20 protein-coding genes are annotated in these 17283 nt (G+C 54.9%); 9 read left to right on the top strand and 11 right to left on the bottom strand.

The window, feature by feature from the left end:
• The first annotated feature begins 369 nt into the window (after positions 1–369).
• Complete coding sequence (locus tag IE087_RS18390; protein WP_189370828.1) at positions 370–873, top strand: chemotaxis protein CheD; 504 nt, start codon at positions 370–372, stop codon at positions 871–873.
• 24 nt (positions 874–897) lie between these two features.
• Here IE087_RS18390 and IE087_RS23605 read toward each other — a convergent pair whose 3' ends face one another.
• From IE087_RS23605 to IE087_RS18350, 9 genes are all read right to left on the bottom strand, one after another.
• Entirely contained in the window at positions 898–1197 is a 300-nt protein-coding gene (locus IE087_RS23605; protein ID WP_229801451.1) for a hypothetical protein, read from the bottom strand.
• A gap of 440 nt (positions 1198–1637) precedes the next feature.
• Entirely contained in the window at positions 1638–2501 is an 864-nt protein-coding gene (locus IE087_RS18385; RefSeq protein ID WP_189370827.1) for a CheR family methyltransferase, read from the bottom strand.
• The gene (locus IE087_RS18380) at positions 2501–2959 is read right to left on the bottom strand and encodes a chemotaxis protein CheW (protein ID WP_189370826.1); all 459 of its coding nucleotides are present in this window, start codon (positions 2957–2959) and stop codon (positions 2501–2503) included. Before IE087_RS18380 ends, IE087_RS18385 begins: the two co-directional genes overlap by 1 nt.
• Positions 2956–4977: a chemotaxis protein CheA gene (locus tag IE087_RS18375; RefSeq protein ID WP_189370825.1), complete on the bottom strand. Its 2022-nt coding sequence runs from the start codon at positions 4975–4977 to the stop codon at positions 2956–2958. The genes IE087_RS18380 and IE087_RS18375 overlap by 4 nt, the downstream gene beginning before the upstream one ends.
• Positions 4978–5001: 24 nt before the next feature.
• Entirely contained in the window at positions 5002–5367 is a 366-nt protein-coding gene (locus IE087_RS18370) for a response regulator (RefSeq protein WP_189370824.1), read from the bottom strand.
• Complete coding sequence (locus IE087_RS18365) at positions 5364–5642, bottom strand: STAS domain-containing protein (RefSeq protein ID WP_189370823.1); 279 nt, start codon at positions 5640–5642, stop codon at positions 5364–5366. The genes IE087_RS18370 and IE087_RS18365 overlap by 4 nt, the downstream gene beginning before the upstream one ends.
• 190 nt (positions 5643–5832) lie before the next feature.
• Positions 5833–6915 (bottom strand): methyltetrahydrofolate cobalamin methyltransferase, encoded by a 1083-nt coding sequence (locus IE087_RS18360; RefSeq protein WP_189370822.1) that lies wholly within the window; start codon positions 6913–6915, stop codon positions 5833–5835.
• A 165-nt stretch (positions 6916–7080) separates the two neighbouring features.
• The gene (locus IE087_RS18355; RefSeq protein ID WP_189370821.1) at positions 7081–8010 is read right to left on the bottom strand and encodes a methylenetetrahydrofolate reductase; all 930 of its coding nucleotides are present in this window, start codon (positions 8008–8010) and stop codon (positions 7081–7083) included.
• Positions 8011–8035: 25 nt separating this feature from the next.
• Positions 8036–8332: a virulence factor gene (locus IE087_RS18350; RefSeq protein WP_189370820.1), complete on the bottom strand. Its 297-nt coding sequence runs from the start codon at positions 8330–8332 to the stop codon at positions 8036–8038.
• Between the two features lie 207 nt (positions 8333–8539).
• Here IE087_RS18350 and IE087_RS18345 point away from each other — a divergent pair, with 207 nt between their 5' ends.
• The 3 genes from IE087_RS18345 to IE087_RS18335 all read left to right on the top strand — a co-directional run bounded on the left by IE087_RS18345 (position 8540) and on the right by IE087_RS18335 (position 11334).
• Complete coding sequence (locus IE087_RS18345; RefSeq protein WP_189370819.1) at positions 8540–9217, top strand: sulfotransferase family 2 domain-containing protein; 678 nt, start codon at positions 8540–8542, stop codon at positions 9215–9217.
• Between the two features lie 68 nt (positions 9218–9285).
• Positions 9286–10410, top strand: a complete 1125-nt coding sequence (locus IE087_RS18340) for a Ppx/GppA phosphatase family protein (protein WP_189370818.1) — start codon at positions 9286–9288, stop codon at positions 10408–10410.
• Positions 10411–10608: 198 nt separating this feature from the next.
• Entirely contained in the window at positions 10609–11334 is a 726-nt protein-coding gene (locus tag IE087_RS18335; protein ID WP_189370851.1) for an RlmE family RNA methyltransferase, read from the top strand.
• 37 nt (positions 11335–11371) lie between these two features.
• Here IE087_RS18335 and IE087_RS18330 read toward each other — a convergent pair whose 3' ends face one another.
• On the bottom strand, positions 11372–12376 hold the full coding sequence (locus IE087_RS18330; protein ID WP_189370817.1) for a GlxA family transcriptional regulator: 1005 nt from the start codon (positions 12374–12376) through the stop codon (positions 11372–11374).
• A 175-nt stretch (positions 12377–12551) separates the two neighbouring features.
• Between IE087_RS18330 and IE087_RS18325 the strand changes: the two genes are divergently transcribed.
• Positions 12552–13925 carry a class II 3-deoxy-7-phosphoheptulonate synthase gene (locus IE087_RS18325; protein WP_189370816.1) on the top strand — a complete coding sequence of 458 codons (1374 nt, stop codon included), beginning with the start codon at positions 12552–12554 and terminating at the stop codon, positions 13923–13925.
• Positions 13926–13984: 59 nt separating this feature from the next.
• Here the strand turns inward: IE087_RS18325 and IE087_RS18320 are convergent, their stop codons facing one another.
• Positions 13985–14686 carry a PAS domain-containing protein gene (locus IE087_RS18320; protein ID WP_189370815.1) on the bottom strand — a complete coding sequence of 234 codons (702 nt, stop codon included), beginning with the start codon at positions 14684–14686 and terminating at the stop codon, positions 13985–13987.
• Between the two features lie 175 nt (positions 14687–14861).
• On the opposite strand from IE087_RS18320, the gene IE087_RS18315 reads away from it, so the two are divergent.
• From IE087_RS18315 to IE087_RS18300, 4 genes are read left to right on the top strand one after another with little or no spacing between them, the layout of a single operon-like run.
• Complete coding sequence (locus tag IE087_RS18315; RefSeq protein WP_229801450.1) at positions 14862–15776, top strand: YicC/YloC family endoribonuclease; 915 nt, start codon at positions 14862–14864, stop codon at positions 15774–15776.
• Positions 15777–15781: 5 nt separating this feature from the next.
• A complete protein-coding gene (gmk, locus tag IE087_RS18310) occupies positions 15782–16432 on the top strand; it encodes a guanylate kinase (RefSeq protein ID WP_189370814.1) in 651 nt (216 codons plus the stop codon).
• On the top strand, positions 16429–16956 hold the full coding sequence (locus IE087_RS18305) for a gamma carbonic anhydrase family protein (RefSeq protein ID WP_189370813.1): 528 nt from the start codon (positions 16429–16431) through the stop codon (positions 16954–16956). Before gmk ends, IE087_RS18305 begins: the two co-directional genes overlap by 4 nt.
• Complete coding sequence (locus IE087_RS18300) at positions 16956–17279, top strand: hypothetical protein (RefSeq protein ID WP_189370812.1); 324 nt, start codon at positions 16956–16958, stop codon at positions 17277–17279. The genes IE087_RS18305 and IE087_RS18300 overlap by 1 nt, the downstream gene beginning before the upstream one ends.
• Positions 17280–17283: the final 4 nt, after the last annotated feature.

Here is a 17283-nt window from a genome sequence, read left to right as displayed (position 1 = left end):
GCCAAGATGCCAGTCATCACAATGGATCCGGTGGTGATCAAGGACAGGTTCATGAATGCGATTGCCAGCTAATGCTATTGGGTGTCCCGGTTGCGCGACGTGACCGGGCGCCTCTTAACGTCAAATTTATCCGGGCACCGCTATCTAGGTTTCCAATCCAAACGGTGATGGCGGATGATCCAGTATGCGGCAGGCAAAAGTTGTACTCAGGCAATCGCAACTGTTGTCATGCCGTGCTCACATGTCATTTTGCGATGCATGCACTGTTCAGCTGCACGTTGTGCGCGCAGGTGTTTGGCAGATTTCCATTTCAGAAAGGTACTTTGGATTTCCTCAGTTCTTTGAGGATTATTGCCGGCGGGTGGAAAAATGACTCAAGCGCTGTTCATAACGCAAGGTGAACATGCAACAGGCTCAGGACCGGACATTGTCATCTCGACCTTGCTGGGGTCGTGTGTTGCGTGCTGCTTGTGGGATCCTGTGGCGCGTGTAGGCGGTATGAATCACATGCTGTTGGCCCTGTCGAGCGGCAGGGGGACGAACTGCGCCATGTCGGGCATCAACGCGATGGAAGTGTTGATCAACGATCTGGTGAAGCTGGGGGTCGAAAGATGCCGGTTGCACGCAAAAGTGTTTGGTGGTGCGCGGATGATATCCGGTTTCTCGGATATCGGGGCAAGAAACGCAGCCTTCACACTGTCCTACCTGGCGAAAGAGGATATCCCCGTGATGACACAGTCGGTGGGAGGCAACACTGCACGGAATGTGCGTTTCTGGCCGGGCACGGGCCGCGCCATGCAAAAAATGACAAATGCACCAATACGTGATGTTGCCATTCCAGCGCCCTGGGGAAACGGGGTCGAATTGTTCTGACGCAGGCTGTTTTTGTGGTCCCGCTCAGAATATTTCAACCGAACCGGCTGGTCCTGACTGGTCATTCTCTTGATTTGAGTCAAGGATTGAGCGCGTCTCCGCCAATTGCAGGTGAACTTTTGAGGATGCTCGGGAATGTGGTCCGGTCGCCAGTAGGTCGCAAACGGCAACAAGATCCTGCAGGGACTGTGACATTCGGTCAATGTTTTGCAGTTGCAAGATTTGGTGTTGTGTCAAAGCCGCACGAGATTGATCCGTCACTTCCGATACTATTTTGGAAATAACCAAAAAATCCTCATTCAGAGTCGAAAGAACTTGCGCCATTCGAGACAATTCTCGGTTGCAGGGAACAGAGTTTGAGCTGGTTTTCCGCATTATTGGAGGAGGCGCCTTTTCGCGGGAAGTTTAGTCCAATCGATTGGCAAATGAGTTTCTTTCGTGAGGTTTGTTGCATTGGCCCAATCGCCCGAAACCGCTTTTTCAACTTTTTTTGTTGGAAGGGCCGTGTTCTTGGCTTGGGTGAGGGACAACCTGGGTAGGCTTCGCAACCACTTTCCTCTTGTTGTTTCGAGCACATTGAGGACGATCGCGACCGTATTTTCCAGGACGGTTGTCGGTACACCGACAACCGTCGACCAATGGGGAAAACATGTTGTGGTCTTGATGCCATGAGAGGTGAGCGAAACAAAATGCCTGTTGGTCGGAGTGGAGATATAGCAGTTAATCAAGCGCCTTGGAGGGCCTCTGAAAATGCTCGGAAACATCTATTGGCTCCAAACGCGTGCGTCATCACACTTTACGTAAGTGGTTGGCCCGACCGAACGGAATCCATGCGCCTGAGGAGACAAGACTCGTTCCGAATGCCCAAGAAACAGCATGCCTGTTGTGGTCAAGGCGCGATTGAAGCGCGGCCAAAGCTGCGTTTGTTTTGACTGATCAAAGTAAATCACGACATTTCTGCAAAAGATGGCGTCGAACGCAAAGCGCATTGGCCAGTCGTCAAACAGATTGAGTTCGTTGACTGAAACAATTCGCGTCAAGTCATCACACATTCTTCTGCTTGATTGACCGTCACCACAGGAGACAGTGAAATTACCAATGTCCTCAGTTGAAACACCATGTAGTTCGAGTGAGGTGAATTGCGCAGTACGGGCTTGGGCGACAACGCTTGGGTCAATATCAGTCCCGAGAATTTTGAAGTCTGCGGTTGCAAGTTTGGGTTCAGAACGCAGCAGATGCATTGCGATCGAATAGGGTTCCTGACCCTTCGAACAGCCTGCAGACCAGATGCGGATACGCTCGTTTTCTTGAATTCGTTGTCTGAACAGTGGCATCAGCCGGTCAGATAGTAACCTGAAGTGATGTGCCTCTCTGAAAAACTGTGACACATTGGTCGTCAAAGCCGAGATCATCAAACGATGTTCGTCAAAGCCCACGCGCGATGCGATATGTTCGGAATAGGAGGAAAAACTGTCCAAGTTGAGGGCGCGCAGGCGATGTCGCAAACGCGATTGAACCATCAATTTCTTCTCGTGCTCAAGTTTAAGTCCGCACTCGCGATAGGCGAGCGCGGCAATTGCATCGAACTGCTGGTCATCCAACTGAGGTAAGTCTGGTGGGTGGCGCATTACGCAGCGTCGCTTTCCGGAGGCACAACAACCTTTGACACGTTCAAAACGCGTATCATGCGGTCGTTTAAAAGCGTTATTGCATCGATGACGTTTCGGTCATCCTGAACAGTGGCGTCCGGGGGCGTCTGCAATTCATCGGCATCCCGAGTGATGATGTCAGAGACCGAATTCACCAGCAGACCAATTGTGGAGCCGTTAAGTTGCACAACAACAATGACATTTCGCTCACCTTGATCAGCTTCCGGAAGGCCGAGGCGTTCAGCAAGGTCCATAATGGGAAGCACTGTGCCGCGAAGGTTGATGACGCCGCGCATAAAACTTGGGGCTAGGGGCATTGGGGTGGCGCGTGTCCACCCTCGGATTTCGCGGACGGTCATGATGTCGAGTGCGTACTCTTGATCGCTCAACCTGAATGTCAGCAACTCTTTTTGCTTCGTTGTGACTGGTATGGTCATGCCTGGGGCTCCATTCTTGCCCGCTCAATTGCTTTTGCAGGGATTGTGTTGGCAACGATATCAGCCGGATCGAGTATCAAAGCTACACGGCCATCTCCCAGTATCGTGGCCGCGGCGATCCCAGGAGGGCGGTGACAGCTATCATCCAATCCTTTGATGACCACCTGTCTTTGATCGCGAACCTCGTCCACAAGCAGCGCGACATGTGAATCGTCTTCCAGCACAAGCAACATTGCAATGCGGTTTTCTACGCTGTCGCAAAGGGGGCGATACCCGAGCGCGGCACCAAGATCAAACAGCGGCACAAAAGTACCGCGCACGCGTACGACCGAGTATCCGGGTTGGATCTGCTCGATCATGTTGTCGGACAACGTGAGAGTCTCAGCCACAACATTCAACGGAACAACCAGTGTTTCGTCCGCCACCTCAATGACCATCCCATCCAGTACGGCGAGGGTGAGCGGAAGGGAAATGCTGAAGGTTGTTCCGGCGTTTGGTTTCGAACTGATGTTGATCCGACCGCCCAGGCGATGGATCGCGTTGCGAACGACATCCATACCAACGCCGCGTCCCGAAAGATCGGAAACATCCGGTGCTGTTGAAAACCCCGGCAAAAACAAGAGTGCATCAATTTCTGATTCTGTGAGTGTCGCGTTCTCAGTCACCAGACCATTTTTGATAGCAGTGGCCAGGACTTTGTCCCGATCAATGCCGCCCCCATCATCGGAAACCTCAATCTGAACGCGACCTGATCGATGAGCTGCGCTCAACCGGATTTCACCTTGCGCCGGTTTGCTACATGCGCGCCGTTCGTCGGGCTTTTCAATTCCGTGGTCGACAGCGTTGCGGACCATATGTGTCAGCGGTTCGACAAGATGTTCAATGACCGTCTTGTCGACTTCTGTCGCATCTCCAACAGTGATCAAACGCACATCCTTGTCGATCGAAGCGGATGCCTCGCGCACTGTTCGCGCCATGCGTTGAAACAACGACTTGACCGGTTGTGCCCTGATCATCATCACACTGTCTTGAATATCGCGCGTCAGGCGTTGGAATTCCTCTAGACCATGCATGGTGTCGGAATGTGGTGAAACGCCTGATATTTGCAGGCTTTGGGCCAACATGGCTTGGTTGATCACCAATTCGCCAACCAAGTTTGCCAACCGTTCAACCCTATCCAGATCAACGCGCACAACTGTTTTGTCTTTGGGCGTGTTTGGAATTCTTTGATCATTGGCCACACCTACGGATGCAGAAGAGGTTTCTGGAAGGCACCCTTTGTCCTGGGCATGTGGAAAGATCTGAGAGGTGGCAAGCCCATGGGTAAACCCAAGCGTCGAGACAACTTCTGCTTGGTCAACGTCCGTTGTCAGATCAAATGTCCAACCAAGGTATATCTGCGTCGGCATCAGATGATCGAGGGGAGGCAATGTACTTGAATCACACTGCACGTCGACGTCACCTAGGGCTGCCAAACACTCAAGAACATCGACTACATCGTGGCCTTCTTCAAAGAATTCCACATTTGGTCGGAATTCGATTTTGTAAGTCTTTTGACGCTGTGAGGCGACATCATCTGTTTCTGTAGGTTTGAGGGCGATTTCCTTTGGAATGGATGTCGCACCGTCGTGTGTCGCGCTTTGAGATGCAGCACAGGCTAACACATCCAGTTCATGCAACAGCATGCCGGGCTCATGAATGTCGAGACTGTCTCGGGATGCATGCACCAGATCAGACAGGTGGTCCGTTGCGCGAAAGAACAGGTTCAGAAGGTCTGGAGTTATACATGCTGTCCCGGTCCGGACGCGGTCCAGTGAGGTTTCGAAGTGATGCGCAAATTGCACCAACTTTTCGAGACCAAAGGCGGCAGCACCGCCCTTGATCGAATGAACTGCGCGGAACACGACATGGATTGTTTCTTCGTCATGGGTGCTGCTTGAAAGAGCCTGGAGTCCGTCTTGCAGTGCTTCCAACAGCTCTTCGCATTCGACAAAAAACGAAACGCGAATTTCTGCCATGGGGTCCGGAGAAACCATTGGCTGCTACCCAGCCACCATTTGCAGGGCTTTTACCAGTTTCACCGGGTCGAAGGGTTTGACAATCCACCCTGTGGCACCGGCGTTGCGCGCGCGCATCTTCATCTCTGGTGCGGCTTCCGTTGTCAGAACCAGTATGGGGGTTTTCTTATGTTGACCACGATCTCGAATGGCATCGATGAAGCCGAACCCATCCATACGCGGCATGTTGATGTCGGTGATGATGACATCTGGATCAATTGCTTCAAGAACTTCGGTGCCATGCACGCCATCTTCGGCCGTGTGTACGGTGAAACCTGCGGGTTCCAATGCGAAACGTATCATATCTCGCATTGTTCGGCTGTCGTCCACCGCGAGAATTTCGAGCTTCATGTTTCTTCCTCTTGGTGTGCTAGGTGCGAAAGTCCCATGGCGGACAGTTGGTCTTGAACAGCTTGGCGCATGTTCAGGATGCTGAAGGATGCTTTGGTTTCAGAAGCGACGTGCCGAGCGCTGAGCAACACCTGCGCGCCAAACACGCCAATGTGAGAAGTATCTTGGGCGTCAAGAACAACGTCACGGCCAATGGTGTGAGCCAGCAATTGCGCATGCAACATAGATGCAGCAGCCGCGTTCAACCGCGGAGGCAGCAGGATGGAGTCACCCATGGCGCACACGGCAAGTTACATCACTTTTACAGCCCATCCGGTTCCTCCTGATCGCAATCGTGAGGTCTGTTTACCGGACGGTCCGTTAAAACCGCGTTACTTGTTCTGTGCAGTGCTTGCGCAGTATCAACAAGGAAAAGCCGCCCGAGTCACATCCTGAGCGGCTTTGAAAAACGCGTGAGGATCCGGTTCAACCGCGGCGGCGCCGACCACCTGCGCGGCCACCGCGTCCGCGCGCTTCTTCACCTGCCTTGGGTGCAACGCGGTTGAACTTAATCCATTCACCGCCGCCTTCGTCATTATTGGTCAAGAAGTTGGCAGCACGGATGGCTTCCATTTCCTTGCCGGACCGCGGTTTTGTGGATCCCAAACCAAACATTTGTACAAATGTTTCATCATCCATTCCTTCGGGCAGGACGATGCCGGCAGCTTCGACTTCGGCCTTCTTTTCGGCGATCTTGGTGGGACCAACAGGCAGGGCCACGGGGTTCATGATGGCGGACGTCATTCCAGCACCCATGGCCATCGGAAGAAATGCGTTGTTGATGCCGTGACGATTGGGCAGGCCGAACGATATATTCGAAGCGCCGCAGGTTGTGTTCACACCCAGTTCTTCGCGCAGACGACGCACGAGGGTAAAGACCTGCAGACCTGCAGTACCCATTGCACCGATCGGCATCACCAGCGGGTCAACGACAATATCGTGGGCGGGAATGCCGAAGTCTGCCGCACGCTCAACGATTTTCTTTGCCACTGCAAAGCGCACGTCCGGATCCTCGGAAATACCTGTGTCGTCATTTGAGATTGCGACAACCGGCACGTTGTATTTCTTGACCAGTGGCAAAACGAGCTCCAACCGTTCCTCTTCACCAGTCACGGAGTTCAGAAGTGGACGACCCTCGGCAGCGGCCAGGCCGTTTTCCAAGGCACCGGGCACGGAGCTGTCGATGCAAAGCGGGCAGTCTGTCACGGCCTGAACGCGTTCGACCAACTGTTTCATCAATTCCGGCTCAACAAAGTTGTTGTCTGCGTATCTTGGGTCCTCTGCCATCTTATTCGAGAAGACGGCCCCTGAGTTGATGTCGAGCACCGTTGCACCCGCGGCAACCTGCGCTACGGCATCTGCTTCAACACGCGAAAAATCGCCCCGCTCAAGCTCTTCATTCAGGACTTTGCGACCTGTCGGGTTGATCCGTTCGCCGATGACGCTGAATGGTTGGTCAAAGCCGATCAGTGCGGTTTTGGTTTTGGATTCGATGACAGTGCGGGTCATGGGCGCGGCCTTTGTGCGTTGGTTTTGCGAACTGTTGTTCCGATTTCCCTGCTGGTGCACAGGCCAAAACGACATCCCGCCGGTTGGAGAAGACACCTACCGCGCACGAGACCGTTACGCGAGAGGCAAGGGCTTGAAACCTTTTCAGGACAGTTATGAGTGTTGTTATCCGACGGCCGCGGGCACTGTTGATGCGCCACCGTTTTCAATCGCCCAATTCGCATTTGTTTTGATCCCGCCAAGGGGGAAGAAATGGACTTGGACGATGTTGAAATCCGGGTTCGCAGCTTTGTGGGCGGCCAGCTCGGACACGACTTCGGTGGGTTCAAATGGCAACAGCAGTTTGGTGACGTCTTTGGCGCGGCGTTGCAGCACGCGCAGAGATGGGCCGACTCCGCAGGCGATTGCAAACTTGATCATAGTCTGCAACTTGGCAGGCCCTGCAATGCCTATGTGAATGGGCAGATCAATGCCCGCAGTCCTGAGATTGTCGGCCCATTCAATAATTGGTCCCGCCTCAAAAGCAAACTGTGTCGCGATGGCCATTTTCGCGTCAGTGCGCTCAGAAAATTTCTGTTTCCAGGCAAGAGCTTCATCGACGACCTTCATTCCTCCGTCGGGATCAATGTCCTTGTTGCCTTCGGGATGTCCAGCGACGTGCAGCCGCTTGAAACCGGCGGCATCGAATGCCCCACTCTCCATCAACTGCATTGAACTGTGATAATCGCCATGGGGTTTGTCCACACCACCTGCCAGGAGCAGCGCCTGATCGACGTTTGCCTCGCCCTGATATCGGGCGATCCAGTCTTTCAGTGTCGCCTCGTCCTTGATGATCCGTGCCGGGAAGTGCGGCATGACCGGAAAACCCTCGGCATTCAAGCGCTTGGCGGTGGCCACCATGTCTTCGATCGGTGTGCCTTCAATGTGAGCAATGTACACGCGGGTGCCTGCAGGCAGAATGGCGCGGAAGTCTTCAACCTTCTGCGATGTACGCGGCATCACCTCAATGGAATACCCCTGAAGGAATGTTTCAACCTCGGGCGAGAGGGTGCCGGCCACTGGACCGTCGTCACGTTTGAAGTTCAGCAATGCCATTGCGGCACCTCCCTGTGCTAGGGCGCTAGGCCCATCCTTCGTTGTCAATCAGCGCCTTGATCCGCGCCTGATCGTATTCGGTCTCAAGCCGTACTGCTTCACTTTCGGCAATGTCTGCTGGATCGCCATCGACGGTGTAAGGATCTGCCTTGCGCCACTCTGCCAGATACGCATCGGCATCCTTGGCATTCACTTTCATTGCGGCGCGGTCGATGGCCTGTTCAAACCGTTCTGCCAACTGCCGTTTTGATCCACGCCGCCCCTTGCCCACAATCACTTGGGCCGGGATGTCGCGCCAGTAAACGATGGTGACGTCAGGCATGTGATTCCTCCGCGTGTCTTTTGCCCTAATACGCGACCATCTAGTGACGCTAAGGCTCAATTTCGACAAAGGACGCGACCGTTGCGACGTCCCACGCACTGAGTCTGATATGCAACAATGCCATATTTTCGCCTCAATGGTTGTTTGGGTCTGCCAAACCTTGGTTAAGGTAAGGGCAACAAGACAAAAAATGTCGGGCAGGAAATTATGGTTATTCGGGTCGATTCCCATCGGCTGGCCTATATGGCTGTGCCAAAGGCGGCGTGTTCATCGGTCAAGGCTGCGTTAGCCGCAATTGATCCGCTTCAAGCAGAAGACAGCGTGAGCGCGTTCACTCAGCAGCAAGTGCATGCCATTTATCCAACAGTACGGTTTCGCCCGCACCGCTGGAGTATTCTGGAGAATCATTATTGCTTCACGGTCGTGCGTGACCCTTTGAAGCGGTTGCTGGCAGTGTACACCAACCGGGTCGAGGGATTGGGTATCCTAAGTCACAGTCCGAAAATTCGCCGGGGCAGAGTGCATCTGCCCACTGAACCGGACCCAGATTACTTTTTCCAGAACCTGAGTGCGTACATCGCGACCTCTTCGGATATCAAACACCACGCCTTACCGACCGAGCTTTTCACCGGTGCGGATTGGTCAGTCTACGATCGCGTTTTTCGTACAAGTGAAATGGACGATCTTGGTGTCGCGTTAAGTGAACACACAAGGCGAGACGTCGTGATACCGCATTTCAACTCAAGCGATCGTCGTCTTCAGCTGAGTGATCTGTCCGCGCAAACGCAACGTGTTCTGGCCGTGCTGCTTGAAGAAGAGTACGCGCATCTTGCCCCATTTTTCGACAATCCCTTCGATCAGCGCAGGGTGCATGCTGTCGCTTGATCAAGTCACTTGCGCGATCACATCGCACGACATATCGTCGGATCAACTCGATTTGAAAGGCGCAGAATATGGCGCCACAGCGTCCCCGAGGTGCGGGCGCGACACAGACCAAAGGCGCCCGACAGGGGGCCAAGCCCGCGCCGCGTGCCCCAGGATCGCCCGAGCTTTATGCCGCGCTTGATCTGGGTACGAATAGTTGTCGCATGCTGATCGCCGAGCCGAAGGGCGCGGGGTTTCAGGTCGTGGACAGCTTCTCGAAGTCTGTCCAACTTGGTCTTGGCTTGGAGAAATCTGGCAAACTATCACGCGGGTCCATGTCACGGACCGTGCAAGCCATGCGGATTTGCCAGCAGAAATTGAAGCGACACAAGGTCCGGCGGATGCGCCTTGTTGCTACAGAAGCGTGCCGTAGAGCATTGAATGCAAAAGAATTTGTTCAACGTGTTCAGCGCGAGACAGGGTTGCGATTGGACATTATCGAACCAGAAGAAGAGGCGCGGTTGGCTGTTGTCTCTTGCGCGCCGTTGGTCAGCCCCAAAACAGAGAACCTGTTGGTGGTCGATATCGGCGGAGGCTCGACCGAGTTGGTTTGGCTTGATCTGTCTCAGGTCCCGCGCGCTGATCGTCCGCAGTCCATAATGCGGTTGCATTCGGGCTTCAAACAAGTCGCCGCAGATATACCGGAGGCTCGTGTCGTTGATTGGATCAGTGTTCCACTGGGTGTCGCCACGCTGCGTGAACAATTCAACGACGTAGACGATGATGCCGCGCGGTTCGCGTTGATGAGCTGGTTTTTCGAAGAGAACCTGGCCGATTTCTCACCCTACCATGCGACTGAGCCGACCGAGCGTTTTCAGATCATTGGGACCTCGGGCACGGTGACGACCGTTGCCGCATCACACCTTGGTCTGAAGCGATACGACCGGACAAAGGTGGACGGTCTGCGCATGACGTCGGATCAGATCGACAAGGTTATCCGGTCCTATCTGGCTCTGGGGCCCGGAGGGCGGCGTGCTGACCCCCGTATTGGATCAGACCGGCACGCCCTGATCATGTCCGGTGCGGCGATCCTTCAGGCGCTGATGCGTTGTTGGCCCACGAACCGGCTCTCAGTCGCGGACCGCGGATTGCGGGAGGGATTATTGTACGCGCAGATGAGTGCGGACGGTGTGTTGGAAGATCAACGGGTTTGATGGCCGTCGAGCCACCGTGCTCTGCATGATCACCCTCTGTTCGAATAAGGAGATGCGGACGCGGACAATCGGTGATATCGGCAGCGCATGTTGCGGAAGTTGGCAGAGGATGCATTCCTGCATGATCGATCCTATGTTCGCGAATTCTTGAAGCGGACTGTTTGAACAAACCGCTGGCGCGCAATGAAAGGTGGTAACGTGGCCAAGACCCCAACCGGCAAGAACACATCAGGACGTGGACAGCGTGACCTGAAGGTCAAGGTCAAAACGGCGCGCGGTCGCAAGCTGTCATCGACTCGTTGGTTGCAGCGCCAGTTGAACGACCCCTATGTGAAACGCGCCCAAGCCGAAGGCTATCGAGGACGGGCGGCCTTCAAGATCATGGAACTTGATGACAAGTATCGCTTCCTCGTCCCAGGTGCCCGAGTGGTGGACCTGGGGGCAGCACCGGGTGGCTGGTGTCAGGTGGCTGTCAAACGTGTGAATGCCCTTGGTGAAAAGTCCGGCAAGGCGGTCGGTACGATCTTGGGAGTAGATTTGCAGGAAATGGAGCCGATTGCCGGGTGCACGCTTCACCAGTTGGACTTCATGGAAGATGACGCTGATCTGAAGGTCAAGGAATGGTTGGGTGGCAAAGCCGATGTGGTCATGTCCGACATGGCTGCCGCATCCTCAGGCCACAAACAAACCGATCACTTACGCATCATCTCTTTGTGCGAAGCAGCCGCCTATTTTGCCTTTGATGTTCTGGATGATGGCGGGACATTCGTGGCAAAGGTTCTCGCAGGCGGGGCAGAGGGCAGCCTTCAAAAGCTGCTCAAACAACGATTTGACAAGGTGGCCAATGTCAAACCACCTGCGTCCCGCGCGGACAGTTCGGAAAAGTTTGTTGTTGCAACGGGGTTTCGTGGCGACAGCGCGTAACGTCTCGTATGCTAACAATCGGAACGTGATACCCAACCTAAACTGACAATCGGGCTGCGTGTGTACCACGTTCGCGATAGGGCGTCGTGTCATAGTGCGACCGATAACATTTTGAAAAATGCGATGGTGACGCAAAACCGCAGGCCAACGCAACGTTGATAACGCTCATGTCGGTCTGCATCAGCAGATTGCGGGCCTTTTGCAAACGCAATTCCATGTAGTAGCGCTTGGGGCTCCGGTTCAGGTAGCGGCGAAACAGACGTTCCAGCTGCCGTGTCGACATGCCGACATCCTTGGCCAGAATGGACGGGCTGATCGGCTCCTCGATGTTCTGCTCCATAATCTGAATGACCTGGCTGAGCTTTGGATGCCGGACGCCAATGCGTGTGGGCACGGACAAGCGCTGGGTGTCCTGATCGGTGCGGATCGAAGAATAGATCAACTGGTCGGCGACGGCGTTGGCCAGTTCTTCACCGTGATCATCGGCAATCAGCTTCAGCATCAGATCGATGGAGGACGTCCCACCGGCTGTCGTCAATCGTTTTTCATCAATGACGAAAACCGATTTGGTCAGCTCGACCTCTTGGAACTCTTCGGCAAAGCTGTCCTGGTTTTCCCAGTGAATCGTTGCCCTCTTGCCATCCAAAAGGCCTGCCTTCGCCAACGAATACGCTGCCGTACACAAACCTGCCATCTGGATGCCTTTGCGTGCCTCGCGGCGCATCCAACTCAGCAGCCTCTTTGTTGTCGCTGCCTGCACATCGATACCACCGCAAATCATGACGACGTCGTCACGGGTCAACTCGTCCAGATCACCGTCCAACTGAAAGCCCGGCCCGGCGGAACAATGTGCGACTTCTCCGCCTTCTCCAACGATCTTCCAGCTGTACAGCTCACGACCACCCATACGGTTGGCAATGCGCAGGCTTTCCAAAGCAGCCGAAAAGCAAAGCAATGTGAAGTTGTCGAGCAAAACAAACACAAAACGCTTCGGCTTGTCAGCGTCATGGCGCGGCTCTTTGGGCGGGCGAGAGAGTGACATTGCGGCGGGTGTCCTGCAACTTTGGCCGGGTGTCTTGGCCCGGGAGTTTTGTCAGCCTGATCACGCTGTAAACGCCACGTCAAGAGGGCGCATTTGTGATATGGTGTCCTTCTCACAGCTTTTGTATAGAGAGCCGCGGTCACGTGACCGCTAACAGTTTTTGCGGAGAGACAAGATGAGCGATTGGACGAAATCTGACTGGCGCGCCAAGCCCCGGGTCCAGATGCCCGATTACACCGACACTGCGGCACTGAACGCGGTTGAGGCGCAGCTTGCAAAGTATCCTCCGCTGGTTTTTGCAGGCGAGGCGCGGCGGCTAAAGGCTCATCTCGCCGATGCATCCCGTGGTGACGCGTTCCTGCTGCAAGGTGGTGACTGCGCCGAGGCATTTGATCAGTTCAGCGCGGACAGCATCCGTGACACGTTCAAAGTCATGCTGCAGATGGCAATGGTGCTGACATACGGCGCCAAGGTTCCGGTGATCAAGTTGGGCCGCATGGCGGGCCAGTTCGCCAAGCCGCGCTCGGCGCCGACGGAGGTGCTGGATGGTGTGGAGTTGCCCAGCTACCGTGGTGACATCATCAATGAGCTCGCCTTCACGCCCGAAGCGCGCATTCCGAACCCCCAGAAGATGCTGCAAGCCTATACGCAGGCGGCGGCCACGCTGAACCTTCTGCGCGCGTTTTCCACTGGCGGTTTCGCCGATTTGAACATGGTGCATTCGTGGACCCTTGGCTTTGCCGACGGGCAGGGGACCGAGAAGTATCGTGAAATCGCGACGCGCATCCAGGACACGATCGACTTCATGGCGGCTGCCGGCATCGACGCAGACACGACGCACGAGTTTTCGTCTGTGGAATTCTATACCAGCCACGAGTCCCTGCTGCTGGAGTATGAAGAAGCCCTGACGCGGATCGATTCCACAACGGGCAAGTGGCTGGCCGGTTCCGGCCATATGATCTGGATCGGAGACCGTACCCGTCAGCCGGATGGCGCGCATGTTGAGTTTGCGCGCGGCGTTCAGAACCCCATTGGTCTGAAATGCGGTCCCAGCATGACAACCGAGGATTTGAAGGTGCTTCTGGCGAAGCTGAACCCGGAGAACGAAGCCGGTCGGTTGACCCTGATTGCGCGTTTCGGCGCTGGATCCGTCGGTGAACACTTGCCGCGTCTGATCAATACCGTTCGCGAAGAAGGTGCGGAAGTTGTCTGGGTCTGCGATGCGATGCACGGCAATACGATCAAGTCGTCCACCGGTTACAAGACACGTCCATTTGACAGTGTCCTGCGCGAAGTACGCGAGTTCTTTGGCGTACACGCCGCCGAAGGGACTGTTCCGGGCGGAGTTCATTTCGAGATGACCGGGCAGGACGTGACCGAATGCACCGGCGGTGTCCGTGCCGTGACCGAAGAAGACCTGAGCGATCGCTACCATACGGCGTGTGATCCTCGCCTGAATGCCTCTCAGTCGCTTGAACTTGCGTTTCTGGTTGCCGAAGAGCTTTCTCAATTGCGTGCGACACGCGCGAAATCACGCGCTGCAAGTTGACAATTGGAAAAAACGTCGGGTGGGCAACTCGGCGTTTCTTTTACAATCTGCGCTCAGATTTAAGTGTCTTCCGACTTTACAAGACGAAGATAGGGGACATTTGGCTTTGGCGTCGATGCCTCAAAACTCTTTTGGTTTTCAGCAAATCCATCCACCTGTACCCGCTGTTGTTCAGCTTGAACCGTCGGTTTGATCGGGGCAAGAACGGACGTTGTGGATGTGATAGGTCGGATCCGGGCTCCGACCAGATTAAAGCGGCGCGGTGTCTGGCCAATCTCGCCTTGTGCAACCAGACATCCCAAAATGCGGCTCACGTCTCCCAGATCGCTTTTGAGAGGCAACAGGAGCAATCGACCTTCCATATGCGGCTTTGAGGCGCTGGCTTCCGCACTCATCCTGAGTTCGCACATGGCGGGTCGTTGACAGACATCTTCGATAGCATCAGCGATTTGACGGCGGCACGGGGGAGTGATCAGGGATGTCAGGGGCATGCCGCGCACCTCCATACCCATCAAATCACCCAGATGGCTGCCCGCGATGCGGATGCGCGCCATACCAGGAGCGATGCGTTCCAAAACGAAAGTGTATTCAAGGGCCGATTCAATGCCACGCGGATCGATCTCGGACCGTTTTGGCATCAAGCGCGTGCCGCGCAAGCCTTCCCAATAGGCTTCAACCTGTGAGATTGCCGAAAAACCCGTGTGTGCGCGGAACTCTGTCATGGCTCTGACATTGTGCGTGTAAAGGTCTGATTTGTCCATCTGTACATACTCTTGCTCGGTCCGCCGAATGCTTTGCTTCGGGAATGATGCAAAACATATCAAATTTGTAAGAAACCGCTCGGATAAAGCTAACAAATGGTTAATCGCTGACCTGTCCCCGCGGGGACACGGGCAGTGCTTGCCCCGATGTGAACTTCCCCCTAAACGCATTGATATGACCAAGACATCCAAAGATAGCGCGTTGCGCTCAATGACTGGTTTCGCTGCGGGCACCGGTTCTTTCGCCTCTTTTCGCTGGGCATGGGACGTTCGAAGTGTCAACGGCAAGGGCCTCGACCTTCGACTACGTGTTCCCGATTGGATTGACGGGTTGGAAACGGCCCTTCGCCCTTTGGTGACCGGACGGGCCAAGCGCGGAAATGTGACATTGTCGCTGCGGATTTCACGCGATGACGCGGCCGGCAGCTTGGCTCTCAACGAACCTCACATGCAAGCCGTCATTCAAAACCTTCTGGCGATCGAAGCCGAGGCAATGGAGCAAGGTCTGTCTCTTGCTCCGTCGCGTGCCACTGACATCGCAAGCATGCGGGGCGTCATGGATGCGGGCGCCGTGCAGGATGATCCTGCTCCATTGCGAGCGGCCTTGTTGTCAGAAATGCCGAAGCTACTGGATGCGTTTGACGAGATGCGTGTGCGTGAAGGCGCTGCGCTGCGTGATGTGATGCTGTCGCAGCTGGCCGAAGTTGAGAAACTGACCGGGCAATCCGCTGCTTTGGCCGAGGATCGCAAGGATGAGGTGGCTGCAAATCTGAAACGGAATCTGGCCCGTGTTCTGGACAATACTGACGGCGCGGACCCGGATCGGGTTGCGCAAGAGCTTGCGCTTTTGGCGGTCAAATCGGACGTGACAGAGGAAATTGATCGGCTGCACACCCATATCGCCGCAGCCAGAAAATTGCTGAGCGAAGGTGGGCCGGTCGGGCGAAAGCTTGATTTCCTGATGCAGGAGTTCAACCGCGAAGCAAATACCCTATGTTCGAAGGCGCAGAACGCTGACTTGACGACCGTCGGCCTGGCGCTGAAGGCGTTGATTGATCAAATGCGCGAGCAAGTGCAAAACGTGGAATAACAAACATGACTGACGCCCAGAACCGTCGCGGTCTTCTAATCATACTCAGCTCCCCATCCGGCGCGGGCAAGAGCACCTTGGCACGTCGGTTGCGAAATTGGGACCCGGGCTTGTCCTTTTCCGTCTCGGCCACGACACGTAAGCCAAGGCCGGGCGAAGTGGATGGAGAGCACTATCGCTTCATTTCGGAAGCGGACTTCAAGGGGCAAGTGGCCAATGGAGAGATGCTGGAACACGCTCATGTCTTTGGCAATTTCTACGGCTCACCAAAAGGACCTGTCGAAGATGCGATAAACAAAGGGCAGGATGTCCTTTTTGACATCGATTGGCAGGGCGCACAGCAGATCACGAATTCTGTTTTGGGCCAGCACACCTTGTCGATCTTTATTCTTCCTCCATCCATTGCGGAACTGCGCCGCCGGTTGGAAACCCGTGCACAGGATGATGCGGACACCATTGCCCGCCGCATGCAGAGAAGTTGGGACGAGATAAGTCATTGGGGCGGGTATGACTACGTGTTGGTCAATGATGACCTGGACAAGACCGAGGATCATCTGAAAACCATCATTACCGCTACGCGCTTGCGACGTCTGCAACAACCACAATTGACAGACCATGTACGCGTCTTGCAAACAGAGTTCGAGGACCTGCCATGACACTTTATGCTCTTGGGGAGCACCGTCCACAGATCGCCGATGATACATGGATCGCACCAGACGCAAACCTGATCGGCCGCGTTTTTGTCGAGAAGGGTGCAAGTGTCTGGTTCGGAAGCACGATCCGAGCAGACCACGAGGATATACGGATCGGAGCGGGCAGCAACGTGCAGGAGAATTGCGTCATGCACATTGACGCTGGTTATCCCCTTACAATCGGCCCCGGTTGCACCATTGGACACAAGGTCATGCTGCATGGATGCACCATTGGAGAAAACTCGCTGATTGGCATGGGAGCCACAGTTCTGAATGGCGCGAAGATCAGCAGGAACTGCCTGATCGGCGCAGGGGCATTGATCACCGAAGGCAAGGAAATTCCAGAGGGATCCTTGGTTATGGGAGTGCCCGGCAAAGTGGTGCGACAACTGGATGACCAGGGTATTCAAGGCCTTCGTGCGTCGGCGCTTCACTATCAGGAAAACATGCGTGCCTTCCGGGATGCAATGGTCGAGGTTCAAAGCTGATGCCGCATTGCGAACTTAGCTATTCAAGCGATCTGAACATAGATGCAAATGCCATTCTTGCGGAGGTCGAAGCCTGTATTCTCCGCCACGATGGCGGGGCAGGGGAAACCAAGGGGCGTGCATATCCTGCACCCACTTCTTTGCATACCCATTTGAAGGCAACCGTGGCTCTTTTGGCAAAACCGCATCGAAACACCGCGTTCACGGCTGCGTTGCAAAAGGACCTGGTTGATTTGATTTCTGCGCACTTGCCGCGACCCTGTTGGTTGAGTGTGGACATCACCTTCAGTTCTCAGACCTATCACACGGAGTTCCTCGAATGATTTC

This window comes from Tateyamaria omphalii (assembly GCF_014651375.1).
Taxonomy (GTDB): domain Bacteria; phylum Pseudomonadota; class Alphaproteobacteria; order Rhodobacterales; family Rhodobacteraceae; genus Tateyamaria; species Tateyamaria omphalii.
The sequence above is the reverse complement of the archived record's forward strand: the minus strand, read 5'-3'. Positions and strand labels throughout refer to the sequence as shown.

What these genes read in the sequence shown, in the direction of transcription:
- IE087_RS18390 (WP_189370828.1), top strand. Translation starts at nt 370, where the DNA reads ATGACTCAAGCGCTGTTCATAACGCAAGGTGAACATGCAACAGGCTCA.
- IE087_RS23605 (WP_229801451.1), bottom strand. Translation starts at nt 1,197, where the DNA reads ATGGCGCAAGTTCTTTCGACTCTGAATGAGGATTTTTTGGTTATTTCC.
- IE087_RS18385 (WP_189370827.1), bottom strand. Translation starts at nt 2,501, where the DNA reads ATGCGCCACCCACCAGACTTACCTCAGTTGGATGACCAGCAGTTCGAT.
- IE087_RS18380 (WP_189370826.1), bottom strand. Translation starts at nt 2,959, where the DNA reads ATGACCATACCAGTCACAACGAAGCAAAAAGAGTTGCTGACATTCAGG.
- IE087_RS18375 (WP_189370825.1), bottom strand. Translation starts at nt 4,977, where the DNA reads ATGGCAGAAATTCGCGTTTCGTTTTTTGTCGAATGCGAAGAGCTGTTG.
- IE087_RS18370 (WP_189370824.1), bottom strand. Translation starts at nt 5,367, where the DNA reads ATGAAGCTCGAAATTCTCGCGGTGGACGACAGCCGAACAATGCGAGAT.
- IE087_RS18365 (WP_189370823.1), bottom strand. Translation starts at nt 5,642, where the DNA reads ATGGGTGACTCCATCCTGCTGCCTCCGCGGTTGAACGCGGCTGCTGCA.
- IE087_RS18360 (WP_189370822.1), bottom strand. Translation starts at nt 6,915, where the DNA reads ATGACCCGCACTGTCATCGAATCCAAAACCAAAACCGCACTGATCGGC.
- IE087_RS18355 (WP_189370821.1), bottom strand. Translation starts at nt 8,010, where the DNA reads ATGGCATTGCTGAACTTCAAACGTGACGACGGTCCAGTGGCCGGCACC.
- IE087_RS18350 (WP_189370820.1), bottom strand. Translation starts at nt 8,332, where the DNA reads ATGCCTGACGTCACCATCGTTTACTGGCGCGACATCCCGGCCCAAGTG.
- IE087_RS18345 (WP_189370819.1), top strand. Translation starts at nt 8,540, where the DNA reads ATGGTTATTCGGGTCGATTCCCATCGGCTGGCCTATATGGCTGTGCCA.
- IE087_RS18340 (WP_189370818.1), top strand. Translation starts at nt 9,286, where the DNA reads ATGGCGCCACAGCGTCCCCGAGGTGCGGGCGCGACACAGACCAAAGGC.
- IE087_RS18330 (WP_189370817.1), bottom strand. Translation starts at nt 12,376, where the DNA reads ATGTCACTCTCTCGCCCGCCCAAAGAGCCGCGCCATGACGCTGACAAG.
- IE087_RS18325 (WP_189370816.1), top strand. Translation starts at nt 12,552, where the DNA reads ATGAGCGATTGGACGAAATCTGACTGGCGCGCCAAGCCCCGGGTCCAG.
- IE087_RS18320 (WP_189370815.1), bottom strand. Translation starts at nt 14,686, where the DNA reads ATGGACAAATCAGACCTTTACACGCACAATGTCAGAGCCATGACAGAG.
- IE087_RS18315 (WP_229801450.1), top strand. Translation starts at nt 14,862, where the DNA reads ATGACCAAGACATCCAAAGATAGCGCGTTGCGCTCAATGACTGGTTTC.
- gmk (WP_189370814.1), top strand. Translation starts at nt 15,782, where the DNA reads ATGACTGACGCCCAGAACCGTCGCGGTCTTCTAATCATACTCAGCTCC.
- IE087_RS18305 (WP_189370813.1), top strand. Translation starts at nt 16,429, where the DNA reads ATGACACTTTATGCTCTTGGGGAGCACCGTCCACAGATCGCCGATGAT.
- IE087_RS18300 (WP_189370812.1), top strand. Translation starts at nt 16,956, where the DNA reads ATGCCGCATTGCGAACTTAGCTATTCAAGCGATCTGAACATAGATGCA.